Annotated in this window: 17 protein-coding genes and 2 tRNA genes; 4 read left to right on the top strand and 15 right to left on the bottom strand. The window is 70.0% G+C overall.

Features of this window, described 5'->3' with window-relative positions; all coding sequences use genetic code 11:
* Positions 1 to 101: 101 nt before the first annotated feature.
* Positions 102 to 2,957: a leucine--tRNA ligase gene (leuS, locus tag OOK40_RS03760; protein ID WP_266476452.1), complete on the bottom strand. Its 2,856-nt coding sequence runs from the start codon at positions 2,955 to 2,957 to the stop codon at positions 102 to 104.
* 586 nt (positions 2,958 to 3,543) lie between these two features.
* Between leuS and OOK40_RS03755 the strand changes: the two genes are divergently transcribed.
* Both OOK40_RS03755 and OOK40_RS03750 read left to right on the top strand, forming a co-directional pair.
* Entirely contained in the window at positions 3,544 to 4,962 is a 1,419-nt protein-coding gene (locus OOK40_RS03755) for a hypothetical protein (protein ID WP_266476451.1), read from the top strand.
* A complete protein-coding gene (locus tag OOK40_RS03750; protein ID WP_266476450.1) occupies positions 4,959 to 6,554 on the top strand; it encodes an NADH-quinone oxidoreductase subunit NuoF family protein in 1,596 nt (531 codons plus the stop codon). The genes OOK40_RS03755 and OOK40_RS03750 overlap by 4 nt, the downstream gene beginning before the upstream one ends.
* Positions 6,555 to 6,651: 97 nt before the next feature.
* Here OOK40_RS03750 and OOK40_RS03745 read toward each other — a convergent pair.
* From OOK40_RS03745 to OOK40_RS03730, 4 genes are all read right to left on the bottom strand, one after another.
* Positions 6,652 to 6,724 (bottom strand) — tRNA-Ala (locus tag OOK40_RS03745).
* Positions 6,725 to 6,867: 143 nt separating this feature from the next.
* Complete coding sequence (locus OOK40_RS03740) at positions 6,868 to 7,101, bottom strand: hypothetical protein (RefSeq protein ID WP_040916346.1); 234 nt, start codon at positions 7,099 to 7,101, stop codon at positions 6,868 to 6,870.
* A gap of 3 nt (positions 7,102 to 7,104) precedes the next feature.
* Entirely contained in the window at positions 7,105 to 7,272 is a 168-nt protein-coding gene (locus tag OOK40_RS03735; protein WP_266476448.1) for a hypothetical protein, read from the bottom strand.
* Between the two features lie 70 nt (positions 7,273 to 7,342).
* Positions 7,343 to 8,779 carry an MFS transporter gene (locus tag OOK40_RS03730; RefSeq protein WP_266476446.1) on the bottom strand — a complete coding sequence of 479 codons (1,437 nt, stop codon included), beginning with the start codon at positions 8,777 to 8,779 and terminating at the stop codon, positions 7,343 to 7,345.
* 112 nt (positions 8,780 to 8,891) lie between these two features.
* On the opposite strand from OOK40_RS03730, the gene OOK40_RS03725 reads away from it, so the two are divergent.
* A complete protein-coding gene (locus OOK40_RS03725; protein WP_266478848.1) occupies positions 8,892 to 9,761 on the top strand; it encodes a helix-turn-helix transcriptional regulator in 870 nt (289 codons plus the stop codon).
* Positions 9,762 to 9,879: 118 nt separating this feature from the next.
* Here OOK40_RS03725 and OOK40_RS03720 read toward each other — a convergent pair.
* The 6 genes from OOK40_RS03720 to OOK40_RS03695 all read right to left on the bottom strand — a co-directional run bounded on the left by OOK40_RS03720 (position 9,880) and on the right by OOK40_RS03695 (position 13,835).
* Positions 9,880 to 9,952: transfer RNA gene (locus OOK40_RS03720), tRNA-Ala, on the bottom strand.
* A 105-nt stretch (positions 9,953 to 10,057) separates the two neighbouring features.
* Positions 10,058 to 10,723: a histidine phosphatase family protein gene (locus OOK40_RS03715; protein WP_266478845.1), complete on the bottom strand. Its 666-nt coding sequence runs from the start codon at positions 10,721 to 10,723 to the stop codon at positions 10,058 to 10,060.
* Positions 10,720 to 11,151 (bottom strand): ribosome silencing factor, encoded by a 432-nt coding sequence (gene rsfS / locus OOK40_RS03710; RefSeq protein WP_266478842.1) that lies wholly within the window; start codon positions 11,149 to 11,151, stop codon positions 10,720 to 10,722. Before rsfS ends, OOK40_RS03715 begins: the two co-directional genes overlap by 4 nt.
* A gap of 83 nt (positions 11,152 to 11,234) precedes the next feature.
* Complete coding sequence (locus tag OOK40_RS03705) at positions 11,235 to 12,977, bottom strand: LCP family protein (protein ID WP_266476445.1); 1,743 nt, start codon at positions 12,975 to 12,977, stop codon at positions 11,235 to 11,237.
* Between the two features lie 19 nt (positions 12,978 to 12,996).
* Positions 12,997 to 13,620 carry a nicotinate-nucleotide adenylyltransferase gene (gene nadD, locus OOK40_RS03700; protein WP_142217123.1) on the bottom strand — a complete coding sequence of 208 codons (624 nt, stop codon included), beginning with the start codon at positions 13,618 to 13,620 and terminating at the stop codon, positions 12,997 to 12,999.
* 53 nt (positions 13,621 to 13,673) lie between these two features.
* A complete protein-coding gene (locus tag OOK40_RS03695) occupies positions 13,674 to 13,835 on the bottom strand; it encodes a hypothetical protein (RefSeq protein ID WP_186357104.1) in 162 nt (53 codons plus the stop codon).
* Positions 13,836 to 14,152: 317 nt separating this feature from the next.
* Between OOK40_RS03695 and OOK40_RS03690 the strand changes: the two genes are divergently transcribed.
* Positions 14,153 to 15,280: a M48 family metallopeptidase gene (locus OOK40_RS03690; protein ID WP_266476441.1), complete on the top strand. Its 1,128-nt coding sequence runs from the start codon at positions 14,153 to 14,155 to the stop codon at positions 15,278 to 15,280.
* Positions 15,281 to 15,492: 212 nt separating this feature from the next.
* On the opposite strand, the gene OOK40_RS03685 is transcribed toward OOK40_RS03690, so the two are convergent.
* From OOK40_RS03685 to OOK40_RS03670, 4 genes are all read right to left on the bottom strand, one after another.
* Entirely contained in the window at positions 15,493 to 16,566 is a 1,074-nt protein-coding gene (locus OOK40_RS03685; protein ID WP_266476439.1) for a hypothetical protein, read from the bottom strand.
* 134 nt (positions 16,567 to 16,700) lie between these two features.
* Positions 16,701 to 17,315 carry a hypothetical protein gene (locus OOK40_RS03680; RefSeq protein WP_266476437.1) on the bottom strand — a complete coding sequence of 205 codons (615 nt, stop codon included), beginning with the start codon at positions 17,313 to 17,315 and terminating at the stop codon, positions 16,701 to 16,703.
* Positions 17,316 to 17,393: 78 nt separating this feature from the next.
* Positions 17,394 to 18,686 carry a glutamate-5-semialdehyde dehydrogenase gene (locus tag OOK40_RS03675; RefSeq protein ID WP_266476436.1) on the bottom strand — a complete coding sequence of 431 codons (1,293 nt, stop codon included), beginning with the start codon at positions 18,684 to 18,686 and terminating at the stop codon, positions 17,394 to 17,396.
* A gap of 74 nt (positions 18,687 to 18,760) precedes the next feature.
* Positions 18,761 to 19,279: a hypothetical protein gene (locus tag OOK40_RS03670; protein ID WP_266476435.1), complete on the bottom strand. Its 519-nt coding sequence runs from the start codon at positions 19,277 to 19,279 to the stop codon at positions 18,761 to 18,763.
* Positions 19,280 to 19,348 lie beyond the last annotated feature (69 nt).

Raw genomic sequence — 19,348 nt, 5'->3', positions numbered from 1 at the left:
CTGTTGTCCCTCCACCGTAAACGGAACGGGCAGGCCGCGAGTTCCATCGGAACCCCCAACCTGCCCGTAGGGGAAACCCCTGCCGTCAGCCGGGCCCTGCGCTACGCGGGGACGATGTTGACCAGCTTCGGCGCCCGCACGATCACCTTGCGGATGCCCGCGCCGCCCAGCGCCGCGACCACCGCCGCGTCACCCAGCGCCAGCGCCTCCAGCTCCTCGTCCGAGATCGACGGGGAGACCTCCAGCCGCGCCTTGACCTTGCCCTTGATCTGCACCACGCACGTCACGGACTCGTCCACGACATAGACCGGGTCGGCGACCGGGAAGTCCTGGTGCACGACCGAGTCGCCGTGGCCCAGCTTGTGCCACAGCTCCTCGGCGATGTGCGGGGCCAGCGGGGCGATCAGCAGCACCAGCCGCTCCGCCACGCTGCGCGACAGCGGACCGCCCACCTTGGTCAGGTGGTTGTTCAGCTCGGTGATCTTGGCGATGGCGGTGTTGAAGCGCAGCGCGGCCAGGTCCTGGCCGGCGCCGGCGATCGCCTTGTGCAGCGCGCGCAGCGTCGGCTCGTCGGCCTCGGTGTCGACGACCGTGATCTCACCGGTCGCTTCGTCGACGATGTTGCGCCACAGCCGCTGCAGCAGCCGGTACTGGCCGACCACAGCCCGGGTGTCCCACGGCCGCGAGACATCCAGGGGGCCCATCGCCATCTCGTACAGACGCAGCGTGTCCGCGCCGTACTCGGCGCAGATCTCGTCCGGAGTGACCGCGTTCTTCAGGGACTTGCCCATCTTGCCCAGCTCGCGCTTGACGGGCTCGCCGTTGAAGTAGAACTTCCCGTCCCGCTCCTCGACCTCGGCCGCCGTCACCGGGAAGCCGCGGCTGTCCCGGTAGACGTACGCCTGGATCATGCCCTGGTTGTACAGCTTGTGGAACGGTTCGACCGAGGAGATGTGCCCCAGGTCGAACAGCACCTTCGACCAGAACCGCGCGTACAGCAGGTGCAGCACGGCGTGCTCGGCGCCGCCCACGTACAGGTCGACGCCGCCGTGCGGCAGGCCCTCGCGCGGCCCCATCCAGTAGCGCTCGATCTCGGGGTCGACCAGCTTCTCGCTGTTGTGCGGGTCCAGGTAGCGCAGCTCGTACCAGCACGAACCGGCCCAGTTGGGCATGGTGTTGGTCTCGCGGCGGTAGCGCTTGACGCCGTCGCCCAGGTCCAGCTCCACGTCGACCCAGTCCTCGTTGCGCGACAGGGGCGTCTCGGGCTGGGTGTCGGCGTCGTCCGGGTCGAACGTACGAGGCGAGTAGTCGTCGACCTCGGGCAGCTCCAGCGGCAGCATCGACTCGGGCAGGGCGTGTGCCACGCCGTCCTCGCCGTACACGATCGGGAAGGGCTCGCCCCAGTAGCGCTGCCGGCTGAACAGCCAGTCGCGCAGCCGGAAGTTGACGGTCCCTTCGCCGATGCCGCGACCGGTCAGCCACTCGGTGATCTTCGCCTTGGCCTCGGCGACACCCAGGCCGTCCAGCGAGATCGCGTCGTTGGAGGAGTTGATCGCGGGGCCCTGGCCGGTGAAAGCCTCGCCCTCCCAGCCCTCGGGGGGCTGGACGGTACGGATGATGGGCAGGTCGAAGGCCTCGGAGAACTCCCAGTCGCGCTCGTCCTGGCCGGGGACGGCCATGATCGCGCCCGTGCCGTAGCCCATCAGCACATAGTCGGCGACGAAGACCGGGATCTTCTCGCCGGTGACCGGGTTCAGGGCATACGCACCGCTGAAGACACCGGTCTTGTCCTTGTGCTCGGTCTGCCGCTCGACATCACTCTTCGTCTGGGCCTGCTTGCGGTACGCCGCGACTGCCTCGGCAGGAGTGGCCGCACCGCCCGTCCACTGCTCCTTGACGCCCTCGGGCCACTCGGCCGGGACGATGGCGTCGATCAGGCCGTGCTCGGGCGCCAGCACCATGTACGTGGCGCCGAACAGCGTGTCGGGGCGGGTGGTGAAGACCGTGATCCGCGCGTCGTCGCCGCCGTCGACGGAGAAGTGGACGCGTGCGCCCTCGCTGCGGCCGATCCAGTTGCGCTGCTGCAGCTTGATCGCCTCGGGCCAGTCCAGGCCGTCCAGATCGTCCAGCAGCCGGTCGGCGTAGGCGGTGATGCGCATGTTCCACTGGCGCAGCTTGGCCTTGAAGACAGGGAAGTTGCCGCGCTCGGAACGTCCGTCGGCGGTGACTTCCTCGTTCGCCAGTACGGTGCCCAGGCCCGGACACCAGTTGACGGGCGCATCGGAGGCGTACGCCAGCCGGTAGCCGCTCAGTACGTCGGCGCGCTCGACGGCGCTCAGCTCGCTCCACGCGCGCGTGGAGCCCGCAACGGCGCGCTCACCGCTCTCGAACTGCGCAATCAGCTCGTCGATCGGACGGGCCTTCTGCGCGTCCTCGTCGTACCAGGAGTTGAAGATCTGCAGGAAGATCCACTGGGTCCACTTGTAGTACTCGGGGTCGATCGTCGCGATCGACCGGCGCTGGTCGTGGCCCAGACCCAGTCGGCGCAGCTGCCGCTTCATGTTCTCCATGGCGGCCTCGGTGGACACCCGCGGGTGCGTGCCGGTGGCGACCGCGTGCTGCTCGGCGGGCAGGCCGAAGGCGTCGAAGCCCAGCGTGTGCAGGACGTTGTGCCCGGTCATGCGCTGGTGGCGGGCGAACACGTCGGTGGCGATGTAGCCCAGGGGGTGGCCGACGTGCAGACCCGTGCCTGAGGGGTACGGGAACATGTCCATGACGAACTTCTTGGGCTTGGCCGCCAGGGCGGGGTCCCCGGCCAGGTCGCCGGTCGGGTTCGGCGCCTCGTACGTGCCCTCGGCGTCCCAGAAGTCCTGCCAGCGTGCCTCGATGTCGGCCGCCATGGCAGCCGTATAGCGGTGCGCTGCGGCCACCTCTGCAGCTGAATTCGTCTCGCTCATGATCTTTGAAGCTCCATCGATTCGTCTCTGCCAGCGGAATCCAAAACGAAAAAACCCCTCGCACAGGAGGGGACGCCGCGCCGATTCCGACCGGATCTTTCATCCGTCGGGACTGATCAGCGCGGCTCGCTAAGCAGAAGGCGTACGGCACGCATGGCGTCAGGGTACCGCAGCGGGCGAACCGGCCGCATGACACCCGAGCGGGGCCGCCGAGCCACTCCAGTACCCGACCGGGGGGATCCCGGCGGTACGAACCGCACCTCTGCACACTTCCCCCACCTAACCCGCGCACATACCCCGCGCATGACACTCACCGTTTCCCCGTCGAACCACCGAACACCCCCACGCACCCCTCACGCGCCACCGGCGCACGCCCCGCGTCGCGCCCCGGAGCACCCCCCGATTGGCATAGGCCAATACCTCAAGGCACTCAAGTTACTCCGCGTATCGGGCTTATCCGGGGCAACCCCAGAGTCAGTTGACTGTGGTTCCGCTCTCTAAACGCCGAAACCTCAGACCACTTGGTATGGGTCGACCTAGCATGCGTCAACGGGACCGCATTTCCCGCACCATTCGGAGTCGCCCCATGAACCCTCATCGCAAAAGCCGTTCTTCGCCAGCGCCGGGCCCCGGGCTCAGTCGCCAGGTCCAAGGCGGCCTGACCGCTGCGGCGTTGGTACTCATACCCCTGCTCGCCGTCGGCGGGAGCGACAGTTTCCGCGCCGCGCTGGACTTCACGACCGGGGTCCTGTCCCTGGTGTCCCTCACCGCATCCGTGGCGTGGGGCCTGATCGCCACCGACCGGCTGCTGCTCTCCACACGCCACCGCCTCCTCGCCCAGGGCATCCACCGGAGCACCGCGATCGCCTCGCTCGGCTTCCTGCTGCTGCACGCCACCGTGAAGGTGTCGCTGGGCCATGTCGAACTCATCGGCGCCCTGGTCCCGTTCGGACTCGGCGTCACCGGGACGTCCAGCCTGATCGGCTTCGGCTCGCTCGCCGGGTTCCTGATGGTGGTGGCAGCCACGACCGGCGCGCTGCGCAGCGCCCTTGCGGCCAACGTCAAGGTGGCGGGCCGCTGGCGGCCGCTCCACATGCTGGCCTACCCGGCCTGGTGCTTCGCCCTTGTGCACGGGCTGTACACCGGCCGGCCGGCCGCGACGTGGGTGGTCACCATGTACTGCCTGACGCTCACCGCCGTCGCCGCTGCCGTCGCCCTACGGATGCTGCCGCAACCTGTGAAGCGCCGCCTCGCCGCCAAGATCCTTTCCCTGATCGGCTCGGCCGACGACCGGCAGGGCGCGGAGGAATGGGAACGGCGCGATCTGAACGCCTCCCCGCTCCCCGGTGCGAGCGGAGTGACCGCACCGGCCGGACTCAACGGCATGAACGGCATTCCCTCGCAACGCCCGTACGAGGCCGAGTTCCAGCGCGAGACCCCGCTCGGCGGCCCCCTCGGCCAGTCGCGCGCGCAGCCCCGACGGCTCGCCGCCCCCTCGCCCCAGCTCTACGAAGCCCCGCCGCCCCCGATCGCGGAAACCCCCGCCGAGAGGACCGCGGGCGGCGGCATCGGCCCCGGCACCGGGATCTCCGCCGCGTACCGTGCGGTGTCCCTCGCGGGCGACCAGACGGCCCCGCTGGCCGAGCGCATACCGATGACCGAGGAGATCCCCGTCGTCTCGGAGTCGGGCCCCATGCCGGGCCTGTGGCCGGCCCCGTCGCCCCCGCCTCCCGCGCAGGCCTTCCTGCCGGAGCCGTCCGAGCCCCCCGCTCCTTCGGCGTACGAGCCCCCTCCCGTGTACGAAGCACCTCCGTCCCCGTCGTACGGCACAGCCTCGTACGAGACACCGTCCCCTTACGATCCCTCGTCCCCGTACGAAGAACCCCCCTCCCCGTACCAATCCGGCACTGCCGGTGGCTACGAAGACACAGCGCCAATGCCTGGACCCCTCTTTCCGCCTCCGGCGGGAGAGCCCTGGAACGCGCCCGCAGGAGACCGACCGTGAACACCCCCCTTCCTGATGTCCCCGAGGTCCGAGTCGTCGGCCTTCCCCAGCTGACGCAGGGGTTCGACCTTGTCGAACGACTCGACCTCCCCATGCATCTCAAGGTGCACGGCCCTCTTGAACCCATGACCGGCGAACGGCTCGCCCAGCTCGCCGAGGAGATATCCCTGCGCGGCCGCGGCGGCGCCGGCTTCCCTTTCGGACAGAAACTCAGAGCGGTCGCGAAGTCCGCCATCCGGCGCGGGGTGCGGCCCGTCGTCGTGATCAACGGCAGTGAGGGCGAGCCCGCCTGCCGCAAGGACACCGTCCTGCTCAACCGCGCCCCCCATCTGATCCTCGACGGCGCGCTGCTCGCCGCCGAGGCGCTCGGCGCGCGCACTCTGGTCGTCGCGGTCACCCGCAACTCCACGGAGATCTCCATGCGCGCCGCGCTCGCCGAGCGCGGCCTGTCCGACCGGCGCGGGCAGCAGCTGCGCGCGCGGGTGGTGCGCACCCCGGAGCGCATGGTCTCCGGCGAGGCCTCCTCCGTGATCCGTGCTGTCAACGGCGGCCCCGCCCTGCCGCCGGGCCGCCGTGAGCGCGCGTCCGACACGGGCGTCGGCGGCGCGCCGACCCTGCTGTCCAACGCGGAGACGTTCGCGCAGCTCGCCATCGGCGCCCGCATCGGCTCTCGCCGCTACAGCCACACCGGCCTGGACACCGAGCCGGGCACGGTCATGCTGACGATCTCCGGGGCGGTCGCGCGCCCGATGGTCGTCGAGGTTCCCACGGGTGTGCCGCTGAGGTACGTGCTGCAGCTGGCGGGCGCCCCGCCGCTCCCCCAGGGCGTGCTGACCGGCGGCTATCACGGCAACTGGATCGACTCGGTCGCCGTCCATGAGTCGCTCGTCTCGAGAGAGTCCCTGGCCTCCGTGGGCGGCTCGCTGGGCGCGGGAGCGATCCTCCCGATCGGCCCCGAGACCTGCCCGCTGGGCGAGGCGCTGAGGGTGGCCAACTGGCTCGCCGCCGAGACGGCCGGGCAGTGCGGCCCCTGCAAGCTGGGCCTGCCCGCCGCGGCCGGCGGTCTGTCCGATGTCATCAACGGCGGTGGCCCGGCCGCCCTGGAGGCGCTGCGCGAGGTGACCCAGGCTGTGAAGGGCCGGGGCGCGTGCAAGCACCCCGACGGCTCGGCGCGCTTCTTCGCCTCGACCCTGTCCGCCTTCACCGACGATCTCGCCGCCCATGTGCTCCACGGCGGCTGCGGACGCGAGACGACCGGCGTGCTGCCGCTCCCGCTGCCCGGCTACGAGGAAGCGGAAGAGTCGATTCCGAGCGGTGAGAAGGTCTTCATCGACTGGACGCTCTGCCAGGGCCACGGGCTGTGCGCGGACATCATCCCGGAGCTGATCCGGCTCAACCCCGACGGCTACCCCTCGGTGGCCGACGCGGTCGTTCCCATGCACCTGCAGGGGCGCGCTCAGCGGGCCGTACGCCGCTGTCCCGCACTGGCGATGCGTATCGAGCAGATGCCCGCCGAGCGGGCCCCTGCGCCCTCCGGCCGGCGGGAACTGCCCGGCGGCAACCGCAAGGCCCTTGGCAGCGGCCGCGGTTGACGGGACTGACGGGACATAAGGAAGCGGGCCACCCGATCCGGGTGGCCCGCTTCCTTATGCGTACTGCATGTGTACTGCTTGATCTGTACTGCTTCTGTGGAGCTAAGGAGAATTGAACTCCTGACCTCCTGCATGCCATGCAGGCGCTCTACCAACTGAGCTATAGCCCCTTGCGATGTGCCGCCTTGTTGGAAGGCTTCCCCCGCGGCGACGTCGACAACATTACACGGTCCCCCCGGTGCTTCACCAAATCGTTTTCGGGCCTCAGACGGACGCTCCGAGGGGACACCGCCGTCGGCGCGAGCCGTCCCTGTCACGCCGTGGCGAAGGAGTAGAACCTCTTCAGGGTGCAGTGCTCGTCCAGCAGCCGCCCGTAGATCGGCTCCCCTTCGAGCTCTCTGTACGTCTCGATGGGGTCGCCTTTTATGATCAGCGCCCGCGCGCACTCCTCGCACCAGTACTGGTACTCGGGATTGATCGGGTCCATGTCCCGGACGATGGGCGTACCACTGCCGCACCAGTCGCATTTACGCCTGTGTGCACCCATCATTCAGCTCCAGCTGTGGCCGCAGGCCGTGCACACGTAGGACACTCCGCCATTGTCGCCGAGGACTTGGGCGACATGCGCCGAACCGCAGGACGGGCAGCTGAGACGAGCGCGTGCTTCCGCCGCGGCAAGCAGGTCATCATCGGCCTCCTCGCTCCCGCTGGCGGACATCGTGCTCTCCCTCCCGTTCTGGCCGGTGTCCCCTCCGGCCGTCCGATTCTGCCATGGCCACGCAAGAGGGTCAGCGGCGTTTGCGTACCAGACCGGCCACCGAGCCCAAGATCGAAGCCGCGGCGAGCGCGAGCGCGCACACCCACAGCGCATCAGCCGACCCCTGCGCCCCGGGTACTGTCTGCCGATTCAGGAAGAGTGTGCCGAATGCGGCGACTCCGATCAGCTGTCCGAGCTGCGCGATCGTCACGAGCAGACCACTGGCGTCCGCGGCATCCTCCTGTCGTACGGTCGCGAGCGCGCCCGTGAGCGTGGGGCTGTAGGCGAGCGCCAGACCGGCTCCGACGCCCATGAAGGCGCCGTACAGCCACAGCCCGCCGTCGCCGCCGTCCCGCAGCGTCAGACCGACCGCGAGACAGGCGAGCGCGGTCAGCGTGAACCCGCCCGGGACCAGCGCCTTGTGCAGGCCGAAGGGCCAGCGCCGCCAGGTCAGCCCGACCGCTCCGAAGATCACCGCGGTCGGCGCGAACATCAGCCCCGCGCGCAGCGCACTGTGGCCGAGACCACCCTGGACATGCAGGGTGAGGGTGAAGAGGAAGCCCGCGTTCACCGCCATCACCAAGGTGATCCGCAGCACCGCGCGGCCCATGCCGGGGATGCGCAGCACGCGGGGCGCGATCAGCGGTGCGCCGCCACGCGCGGCCAGCCGTGACTCGTACGCGAGGAAGGCGCCGAAGAACGCCACGGAGGCGGCGAGAGAGAGCCAGGACCACACCGGCCAGTCCTGCTCCTGCCCGAGCACCAGCGGCACGGTGAACAGCGACACAGTGGCCGCGAGCAGCACCAGACCGGGCAGGTCGAGGCCCCGGGCGCGCTCGGGCTCCTCGCGCCGGTCCCTGGGCAGTATCCGCGCGCCCAGGACGAGCAGTGCGAGGCCGATCGGAACGTTCACCAGGAAGACCGGCCGCCAGCTCGCGCCGAAGAGGTCGGCGCTGACCAGCACACCGCCCACGACCTGCCCGGCGGCGGCTCCGGTGGCCAGAACCGCCGAGTACGCGCCCAGCGCCCGCACCCGTCCCTCGCCGGTGAAGTTCCGCTGGATCAGGCTGAGCACCTGGGGAATCATCAGGGCCGCGCCCGCGTCCTGGACCAGCCGGAAGGCGATCAACTGGCCGGTGTCCGCGGCGAGTCCGCAGGCGAGCGAGGCGGCGGTGAAGAGCGACAGCCCGCCCAGATAGGCCCGTCGGTGTCCGAGCAGATCGCCGAGCCGCGCGCCGGTGATGAGCAGGACGGCGTACGAGATGGTGTAACCGGCGATGACCAGCTGCAACCCGGCACCGGACGCGTCGAGTTCGGTACGGATGGTGGGGGCCGCGACATTGACGATGAAGGTGTCGAGGAGCGCCATGAACTGCGCCGCGAGCACGATCGCGAGCAGCAGGCGTGGCCGTTTGTCAGTGCCTGGGTCTTTACTGACCAGTGGAGTGTCCGCAGAGGTTGTCGTCATGGCTGCGAGCCTGACGGCATTCCAGTACGGGTAACGAGAGCCCGCCGATGCTGGTACTGACAGCACCTGGCAAGGACGGGCCGGGGCCTCGACCATGGGGGATGTGACCACGATGACGGCGACTACGAACACCACAGACGCGGCGACGCACCACCGCCGCAGACCCGAGCTGGCCGCGTTTCTGCGCAGCCGCCGGGCGCGGGTGACGCCCGCCGACGTGGGCATGCCGCCCGGGCTGCGGCGGCGCACCCCGGGGCTGCGCCGCGAGGAGGTCGCCCAGCTCTCAGGCGTATGCGTCACCTGGTACACCTGGCTCGAACAGGGCCGCCCGATCAATGCGTCCGCACAGGTCCTGGACGCCGTGGCGCGCACGCTCCGGCTCGACCGGCCGGAGCGGGAGCATCTGTACCACCTGGCGGAGGTGCCGTACGCACCGGACAGGCAGGAGGGCGCGGAGCGCGTCGGCCCGGAGATACAGGGCATCATCGACGCCCTGGACCCGCACCACCCGGCGGTGGTCTACAACGAGCGGTACGACGTCCTGGCGACCAATCACGCCTACCGCGATCTGTTCGCCCGCCACGACGCGAAGGGCTTCGGCCTGCGGAATGTGCTGTGGACGCTCTTCACCCTGCCCGAGCCGGACTGCCCGCTGGTCTTCCGGGAGTCGGAGCTGCCGCTGATGGTGGCGCAGCTGCGCGGTGCGTACGGGCGTCATGTCGGCGAGCCCGCCTGGGAGTCGTTCATCCACCGGCTCTCGGCCGTCAGCAACTACTTCACCGAGCTGTGGGAGAGCGGGAACGTCCTGCCTCCGGGGCCGCGGGTGAAGACGTTCCGCCACAAGGACGTGGGCGAGATGCGGATGACGTCCGTATCACTGTCGATCAACGGAATGCCGGAGTGCCGGATCGTCGCCTACACCCCGAACGACGAGGAGAGCCGGCAGCGGATCGAGGCGCTGCGTGACCGCCGCGGCCAATGACGAACCGGAGACGATGAACCGGAGACGATGAACCGGCAGACGACGAACCGGATGACGGCCAGGATGACGGCCGGAAAACGCGAGATCCCGCCCTCTGGTGAGGACGGGATCCGGATTGTGGAGCTAAGGAGAATTGAACTCCTGACCTCCTGCATGCCATGCAGGCGCTCTACCAACTGAGCTATAGCCCCGCGTGTTCTTCGCGCTCCGCGCTGCGAACAAGAAGAACTTTAGCCTGCGACCTGCCGGAAAGTGAAATCCGGGGTCACGGAGCCGAACGCCGGGCCCGGAGCTGGTCAGTCGTCGTCGCCGAGGACCGGTTCCGGCAGCGTGCCGGCGTTGTGCTCCAGCAGCCGCCAGCCGCGCGCGCCCTGGCCGAGCACCGACCAGCAGCAGTTGGAGAGGCCGCCGAGGCTCTCCCAGTGGTGGGACTCCAGGCCGAGCAGCCGGCCGATGGTGGTACGGATCGTGCCGCCGTGGCTGACCACGACGAGCGTGCCGTCCTCGGGAAGCTTCTCGACGTGATGCAGCACCACGGGAGCGGCCCGGTCGGCGACCTCCGTCTCCAGCTCACCACCGCCCCTGCGCACGGGCTCACCGCGCTTCCAGGCGGCGTACTGCTCGCCGTACCGCTCGACGATCTCGTCGTGGGTCAGGCCCTGCCAGGCGCCCGCGTAGGTCTCGCGCAGGGCCGAGTCGTAGGAGACGTCGAGGCCGGTGATCCCGGCCAGCTCGCCGGCCGTGGCCGCCGCCCGCTTGAGGTCGGAGGCGACGATCGCGTGGGGCCTGAGGGAGGCGAGCAGCCGGGCTGCCCGGCGCGCCTGGGAGACGCCCGCATCGGTCAGGGCGATGTCCGTGGAGCCCTGGAAGCGGCGTTGAAGGTTCCACGAGGTCTGGCCGTGCCGCCAGAGGACGACACGGCGCCCCGCGCCCCGATTGTTTCCGGTGTCTCTGCCGTTCAGCTCAGCTCACCGTCCGGGTCACCGGTGAGCCGAGCGTGCTCCTCGGCCTTGCCGCGGGTCTTCAGGGCGTCCTCGGGGAGGGGCAGCTCGGGGCAGTCCTTCCACAGTCGCTCCAGGGCGTAGAAGACACGCTCCTCGCTGTGCTGGACGTGCACGACGATGTCGACGTAGTCGAGCAGAATCCAGCGGGCGTCGCGGTCGCCCTCGCGGCGCACCGGCTTGGCGCCGAGCTCCTTGTTGAGCCGCTCCTCGATCTCGTCGACGATCGACTTGACCTGGCGGTCGTTGGGCGCTGAGGCGAGCAGGAAGGCGTCGGTGATCGACAGCACGTCACTGACGTCGTAGGCGATGATGTCGTGCGCGAGCCGGTCGGCAGCCGCCTGAGCGGCGGTGTTGACGAGCTCGATGGAGCGATCCGTGGCGGTCACAAGCAGGCTTTCGTCGGCGGTCAGGTACCCCTCAAGGGTCTCACGGACCACCGACACCCCTTGCCGGGATTATTGGACCTTGATCATCCGCCGGTGGACGAGCTCCCGGACTTGTAGTCCTTGCCGAGGAGGACGGAGACATCGGCGTTGGGGGCACTGGCGCCCTTCTTGACCGCGCTCGTCGCAAGGCCCAGGGTCTTGGCGACCTCGACGGCCTTGGCCTTCTGCGCCTCGTCGCCGTAGGTGATCTTCGAGGTGGACTCGGTGTCCGCCTTGCCGGCGTCCAGAACCGCGTAACCGGCGTTGACCAGGTCGATCCGGGCCTTCTCGGTGGCGCCCGTGTTCCCGGTGGCGTTCTTGATGCCCACCCGGAGGGCTGCGTCCTTGTCCGGCGCGGTGACCGAGCCGCCCAGGATGTCCTTGACCACGCTGTTGGCGGCCTGCTCGGTGAGCGTGCCGTCCTGCTGGACCGGCAGCAGCGCGGTCTTGTAGTCGCCGCCCTTTGCGTGCTCGGCGAGCTTGGCCAGCGACGCGCCCAGATCGCTCTCGCGCAGCGACGGGTCAAGGATCTGTGCCAGCGTCTCCACGGTGACGGTCGCGGACTTCGGGTCGTCGGGGAACTTCTTCAGGACGCCCTGCATGACCTGGCCGAAGCGCTGGAGCTGCTTCGCCTCGGCCTCGCCGGGCCCGAGGTAGGTGGCGTAGGCGACGGCCGCGCGGCCGTTGAGCGTCTGGTTCTCGCCCTTCTTCACCAGCGGCGCCTCGCCCTTCTTGGCGCCGGGCACCGCGGTGTCGGTGGTCAGGTCGATGGTGCCGACCAGCTCGACGAGGTTCTCCAGGTACGGGGTGTCGAGCCGCCAGGTGCCGGTGATCTTGGCGCCCAGGAGGGTGCCGATCGACTCACGGGTGCCCGTCGAGCCGTCGTCATCGACCGACTTGCCGAGGGTGGTGGCGGTGCCGTCGTCGTTCGCGACGGAGAGGGCGTTGGGGAGCAGAACCGTGGTGCCCTGCTTGGTGGTGGCGTTGTCGACGAGAAGGGCCGTGGAGGTGCCCTTCTTCTTGGTGTTGTGCAGATGGACAACGATCACGTCCCGCTTCTGCGGTCCGGCGGCCGTGTTGCTCTTCTTCTCGGCGTCCGCGAGACCGGGCAGCTTGCCCGCGTACCAGAGGTAGCCGACGCCGCCGGCGAGAGCCAGCGCCAGGACGACGAACAACGCGACGACGCGGTTGCGGCCCCGGCGCTTGGCCTCCTCGCGCCGCTCGGAGCGGCTCTCGCTGAACTTCAGCCAGTCGATGACGTCTTCGGAGTCCTCGTCCGGCTCCTCGATGAAGGAGAACTGCTCGGTGCGGTAGTCACGATCGGGCGCGGGCCTGCGCTGGCCGGGCACCGCGGCCTGCTCCCGCTCCTGCCGGGGCGCCTGCGCGGGCGGGGCCGGGGGCTGCTGCGGGATGTTCCACTGCCCGGTGGTGTCGACGGCGGGCTGCTGGCCGGTGTCATAGCCGTAGCCGTCGTAGCCGTACCCGGGGGCCTGGCCCTGCTGGGGGTGCGGACGGCCGTACGGGTCGTACTGCTGGGACTGGTCGGCCTGCGGCTGCGGCGCCTGCTGTCGCTGTTGCTGTTGTTGTTGCTGCTGCTGCTGTGCGTACGGGTCGTAGCCGTATCCCTGGCCGGGAGCCTGTTGTTGCTGAGGGTGCTGCTGTTGCTGCTGCGCGTAGGGGTCGTACGGCTGGGGCTGCTGATAGACCGGCTGCCCGTACTCGTCGTAGCCGATGATCTGCGGCTGTTGGTAGTACGGGTCGTACGGGTGGCTCTGCTGGTCGTTCACAGGTGCCCCTCTCCGTGGCTCACTCGCCGCGGTACAACTGGCGCTTGTCGATGTAGCGCACCACGCCGTCCGGCACCAGGTACCAGACCGGATCGCCCTGCGCCACCCTCGCACGGCAATCGGTCGAGGAGATCGCCAGCGCCGGAACCTCCACAAGGGAGACACCGCCCTCGGGCAGCCCGTCGTCCGTCAGATCGTGCCCCGGCCGCGTCACACCGATGAAGTGGGCGAGCGAGAACAGCTCTTCGGCGTCCCGCCAGCCGAGGATCTGGGAAAGGGCGTCGGCTCCGGTGATGAAGAAAAGATCCGCGTTCTTGTTGAGGGAGCGCAAGTCCCGCAGCGTATCGATCGTGTACGTCGGCCCGCCGCGGTCGATATCGATACGGCTGACCGAAAACTGCGGGTTTGACGCGGTCGCGATGACCGTCATCAGATACCGGTCCTCGGCCGGCGACACGGCCTTGTGGGTCTTCTGCCACGGCTGCCCGGTCGGCACGAACACCACCTCGTCCAGGTGGAACAGGGCGGCCACCTCACTGGCGGCCACCAGGTGTCCGTGGTGGATCGGGTCGAACGTCCCGCCCATCACACCGAGTCGGCGCTTGCCGGAACCGGAACCGGTAGGCACTTCCTGCTCTCCCATGCGTGCAGAGCCTACTGGCACCGCGGAACGGCCCCCACTCGCCGGCCGCGGACTCAGCGGTCGCGGTTGAAGCGCGTCGTGATCCACAGCAGCAGGAGGAGCGCGAAGAGCGCGCCGCCACCGGTGAGGTACGGGCTGAGGCTTTCGTGGTTGCCACCGTGCTCGGCGCCTTCGGCGAGGGTGACCAGGCTGGCGGCGGTGCTGGTGAGGCTCATCTTCAGCAGGACCTATCGATCGGGAGTCGGAGCTCGGGAATCGGACGCCTCCGACGGAGCGGAGAGACTTCGCGCACATCGTATGCGGGGCGCCCGGGCACGCTCACGCCGACTCAGTCGTTGTCCTGCTCGTCGGTGCCGTTTCCACGGTATCCGCGCAGCAGGAAAAGGCGGGAGGAGCCCGCTCCGGCGAGCGATGCCGGGCGTGCTCCTCAGTTATCCACAGCCCCCGCCAGGCCGTAGCCGCAGCACCTACGCTGGGGTCCGTCAGGGGGACGAGCCATAAGACGCACCAACAGGCGCAACAGGGGGCTTGAATGACCGAAAGCAGTCACGAGAACGTGCCGAGCAGGCAGCGCAAGCGCTTCGCCGGCATCTCCTCACGGGCGTACGAACATCCCGCGGACCGCTCGGCGCTGGTCGCGCTGCGCAAACTCAGCGGCTTCGACACCGTCTTCAAGGCGTTGAGCGGCCTGCTGCCCGAGCGCAGCCTGCGGCTGCTCTTCCTCTCCGACTCGGTGCGGGTGAGCGACGCTCAGTTCGCCCATCTCAACACCATGCTGCGGGACGCCTGCTACATCCTGGACCTGGAGAAGGTCCCCTCGATGTACGTCACGCAGGACCCCCGGCCCAATGCCATGTGCATCGGCCTGGACGAGCCGATCATCGTCGTCACCACCGGACTGGTGGAACTGCTCGACGAGGAGGAGATGCGGGCGGTCGTGGGGCACGAGGTGGGCCACGCCCTCTCCGGCCACTCCGTCTACCGCACGATCCTGCTGTTCCTCACCAACCTCGCGCTGAAGATCGCGTGGATCCCGCTCGGCAATGTGGCGATCATGGCCATCGTCACCGCGCTGCGCGAGTGGTTCCGCAAGTCGGAGCTCTCGGCGGACCGCGCCGGATTGCTGGTCGGCCAGGACCTGCAGGCGTCAATGCGCGGCCTGATGAAGATCGCCGGTGGCAACCATCTGCACGAGATGAATGTCGACGCGTTCCTGGAGCAGGCCGAGGAGTACGAGGCGGGCGGCGACCTGCGCGACTCGGTCCTGAAGATCCTCAATGTGCTGCCCCGCTCGCACCCGTTCACCACGGTGCGCGCGGCCGAGCTCAAGAAGTGGGCCGCGAGCCGCGACTACCAGCGGATCATGGACGGCCACTACCCGCGGCGTACGGAGGACAAGGACGCATCGGTGTCCGACTCCTTCCGCGAGTCCGCATCGCACTACGCGGACACGGTGCGCACCAGCAAGGACCCGCTGATGAAGCTGGTCGGCGACATAGCCGGCGGCGCCGGCGACCTGGGCGGCAAGCTGCGGGACAAGTTCACCGCCGCGGGGGCGGCCGGCGGCTCGGGCTCCGGTGGCACGAAGAGCAGCGGCAACGGCGACGGCAGCGGTCCGGCGGGTGAGACCGGGGGCGGAGGCGGTCAGGGCGGCAGCTGAGTACGGGGACCGGCCCAACCGGGTGGCCGTCGGCCAAGCGGCCGTCGTCGGCCCGACGGTCAGGCGGCCCGACGGTCAGGCGGTCAGGCGGTCAGGCGGCCAAGCGGTCAGGCGGCCAAGCGGCCAAGGGGGCCGTCATCGGTCAGGCGGCGCGGGCGGCCGTCGGCCGGGCCGCCGGCCCGACGCCCCGTACCGCCCGTACCGCCCGTCCGTCACGGCGAGGGCTGCGCGCCTGGTGACAGGGAGCCGCAGAGTGCCGCGGTGGCCTGGCCCGTCGCATACGGGTCCGTGCCCGCTGGGCCGTCCGCGGTCGCCCGCTCGCCGGCGAGCAGCGGGCGCAGGGTTCCGGAGGCGTCCGCCGAGCAGGCCTGCGGGCCGGCCTGGACGTAGCTGACCAGCAGTTCCGCGCGGTGCTGGTGCAGGTCGTCCCGGTCGAAGCGGAAGTGCAGCTCGCGGCGGACGGTGAACAGTGAGGCCTGGTTCGCCCCGGGCCCGCTCACGCCGACCGGCCGCAGCGCATAGGCGAAGGTGTGGTCCGACGTCACCTCCAGGGCGTCGGGCCCCGCCTCGGCGAAGCGCAGCGTGCCCTGCACCCGCACCTGCGTGTCCGCCAGCGCCACCTTCGCCGGGTCGAAGCGGACCAGCCAGCCCGTGGCGGCATGGCGGCCGTCCGCGGCCGGCGTGGCGATGCTCCGGTCGAACTGCTCCAGCTGGTCCGGGTCGAGCAGCACCCGCACCGGCCGCACCGCGCCGCCCGTGAGGACGTCGGGGTCGAGCGAGGACTCCACAAGGTAGTCCTTCGCCGTGGTCAGGGCCGTCATGACCTGGCTCTCGGAGAAGTTCTTGGTGCGCCGGGCGCCGGGCAGATTGATGCCCGAGGCTCCGAGGCGGAAGTTCGCGGCGGGGCTGTGAGCGTAGAGCTCGGCGGGGGTGCCGCCCGGGACGGGGCGCTGCGGGGCGAGCGGGATCATGGTGATGCGCAGCGGTTCGGCCTGCTTGATGGCCGGTGTCTGGTAGGGGTGGCGGATGCCGAGGTAGATCGCGGTGCCGAAGGCCATCGCGACGAGCATGACGAGTACCAGGACCTGCTTTGAGCCCGTCCTGCGGCTCCAGGCGGGAAGGCTGCGCACAGCGCGCGCATGCTCGCCCATCCGTTCCTGCGCGGAGAATTCCTGAAGCCGCGCAGCCCGTACAAACGATTCGTCGAAGACGACGGATCGGTACTCGTCCTCACCGCCGGGGAGTCCCTCGGGTGTCCCCTCGGGCGGGTCTCCGCGCCCAGCCATACCTTCAGGGTAGGTCCGCCGGGGCCCCGGTAAACGCGCTGGTACACGACAATGTCTGACGAGTTCTCCCGCAGTTTGTCAAGCGGGCGCACAGCCCCTGATCAGGGGCTCGTCCGAGGGTGCTCAGGGGGTGATCACGGGGTGCGCGGATCCGCCGAAACCGGTGGCGCGGAGTACTCCGCGGAGGCGGAGGGCCCGCCCACCCGGTCGGCGGCCGGGCCGCCGGTGGGGGTGGCGTCGACGCCGGTCGTGGCGGGCGGCGGCACCTGGTCCTGGCGGTTGCCCGAGGCTCCTCGGTAGACGGCCGTGAAGGCGAGGGCGACCATGCCGATGCCCATCAGCAGAGCCAGGATCCAAGCCACGGGGCGGTGCCAGCGGGCGCTGCCGCGGTAGGGGCGCAGAGCGCCGCCGTGGCGGCCGTACGGCCCGGTGTACTCGTCGTCGAAGTCCAGGCCGTCGTCATCGTCGTCGTATGCCCGCTCGCGGCCGTACAGACCGGGGCCGTAGCCGTCGTCGTAGAGCTCTTCGTCGGGCCCTCCGCCGCGGGATCCGGCCCGGGAGGCGTCGGCTTCGGCGCGGGCCTCGGCGGCAGCCAGAAGCCGCTCGACGGCGGTCGGCTCATGGATCTCGGCAGCACGCACGAAATCCTCGTCGAACACCACGGAGGCGAAGTCCTCGTCCGCGCCCCCGCGGTCGTCGTCGGGCTCCCAGCCGTCCGGGAACGGCCTGCCCCCCACGTCGTCCGGCACGCCTTCAGAGTAAACCTGGGCGGTCGCTTTGGGCAGGCGGAGTCCGAAGTCTGCCCACTCGGGTGACCCGCCCGACAGTCACCGGGTGTGACCGTCTCCTGTCACGATGTACTTCGTCGAGGTCAGCTCCGGAAGGCCCATCGGACCTCGTGCGTGCAGTTTCTGCGTGGAGATCCCGATCTCGGCGCCGAATCCGAACTGGCCACCGTCGGTGAAACGCGTGGATGCGTTCACGGCGACCGTCGTGGAGTCCACCAATTGGGTGAACCGGCGGGCCGCGGCCTGCGAGGTGGTGACGATCGCCTCGGTGTGCCCGGAGGACCAGAGCCGGATGTGGGCGACGGCCGAGTCCAGCGAGTCGACGACGGCGGCGGCGATGTCGTAGGAGAGGTACTCCGTCTCCCAGTCCTCGGCCGTGGCCGCCACGACGGTGGCCTTGGTGGCGTCGCCGTACTCCAGCACCCGCTCGTCGCCGTGCACGGTCACCCCGGCCTCGGCCAGGGCGTCGAGCGCGCGCGGCAGGAACTCGGCCGCGATGTCCTGGTGGACCAGGAGGGTCTCGGCGGCATTGCAGACGCTCGGCCGCTGCGCCTTGGAGTTGATCAGGATGTCGACGGCCATGTCGATGTCGGTCTGCGCGTCCACGTACACATGGCAGTTGCCGGTGCCCGTCTCGATGACGGGGACGATGGACTCCTCGACGACCGTACGGATCAGGGAGGCGCCGCCGCGCGGGATGAGCACGTCCACCAGGCCGCGGGCGCGCATCAACTCCCGTACGGAATCGCGGCTTTCACCGGGCACGAGCTGCACCGCGTCGGCGGGCAGCCCCGAGCCGCCGACCGCGTCGCGCAGGACCTTCACCAGGGCGCTGTTGGAGGCGTACGCGGAGGAGGAGCCGCGCAGCAGTACCGCGTTGCCGGACTTCAGGCAGAGCGCGGCGGCGTCCACGGTGACGTTGGGACGGGCCTCGTAGATGATGCCGACGACGCCGAGGGGGACGCGCACCTGGCGCAGGTCGATGCCGTTGGGCAGGGTCGAGCCGCGGACCACCTCGCCAACAGGGTCGGGCAGCGCGGCCACGTCCCGTACGTCGGCGGCGATCGCCCGCACCCGCTCGGGGGTCAGGGTGAGCCGGTCGATGATCGACTCGCTGGTGCCCGCCTCCCTGGCACGTGCGATGTCCTCGGCGTTGGCCGCGACGATCTCGCTCGTACGGACCTCGAGGGCGTCCGCGATCGCCAGCAGCGCGTCGTCCTTCGCCGAGCGCGGCAGCGGGGCGAGGTCGGCGGCGGCGCCACGGGCGCGGTAGGCGGCCCGGGCGACGGGCGAGAGGTTGTCGTAGGGCGAAAGCGGCGAGGACGTCGTCATGACCGCAGGGTACTGCGCTTTGCGGGGGCTCCCGGCGGGCGTCGTCGGCTGTCCCGAACTGCGAGACAGAGGCCTCAGAAGGGATGAACGCCCACCGGGGCGGCCGGCGGCGGACCGTACCCCTCCGCGATGCGCTGGTGGTAGGTCTGGCGGTCGATGACCTCCAGGCCCACGATCTCCCACGGGGGCAGCTGGGCGCTGGAACGGTGCTCGCCCCACAGCCGCAGCGCCACCGCCGCGGCGTCGTGCAGGTCCCGCGCCTCCTCCCAGTAGCGGATCTCCGCGTGGTCGTTGGCGTACCGGCTGGTCAGCAGGAAGGGATGGTCGTGCGCGAGCTGTTCCAGACCGCGGCGGACCTCCTTGAGCGGGGCTTCGGCTCCGGAGACGCTGAGCGTGATGTGCCACAGCTTGGACTGCACACGGTCCTCGCCGTGGGTGTCCGTCTCCTTGGCACTCTCCCGGCTCTCCGCGCCGTCGTCGAAGTCGGCGCCCGCTCCGACGCTGGTCAGGGCTCGTTCCTCGCCCACGGCCCTCCGGGCGTGGGGGAAGCCCCCCGTCCCTCGGGGCACATCCCCTGGGCGCGCTCGTCTCACCGGCGGCCTCCTGTTGTATGTGTCGTCCTGCTGTCCCCGCCATGCCTCCGCAACAAAGTTGACCAGTCC

Origin of the sequence: Streptomyces sp. NBC_01481 (assembly GCF_026339995.1) — a bacterium.
Lineage (GTDB): Bacteria > Actinomycetota > Actinomycetes > Streptomycetales > Streptomycetaceae > Streptomyces.
The sequence above is the reverse complement of the archived record's forward strand: the minus strand, read 5'-3'. Positions and strand labels throughout refer to the sequence as shown.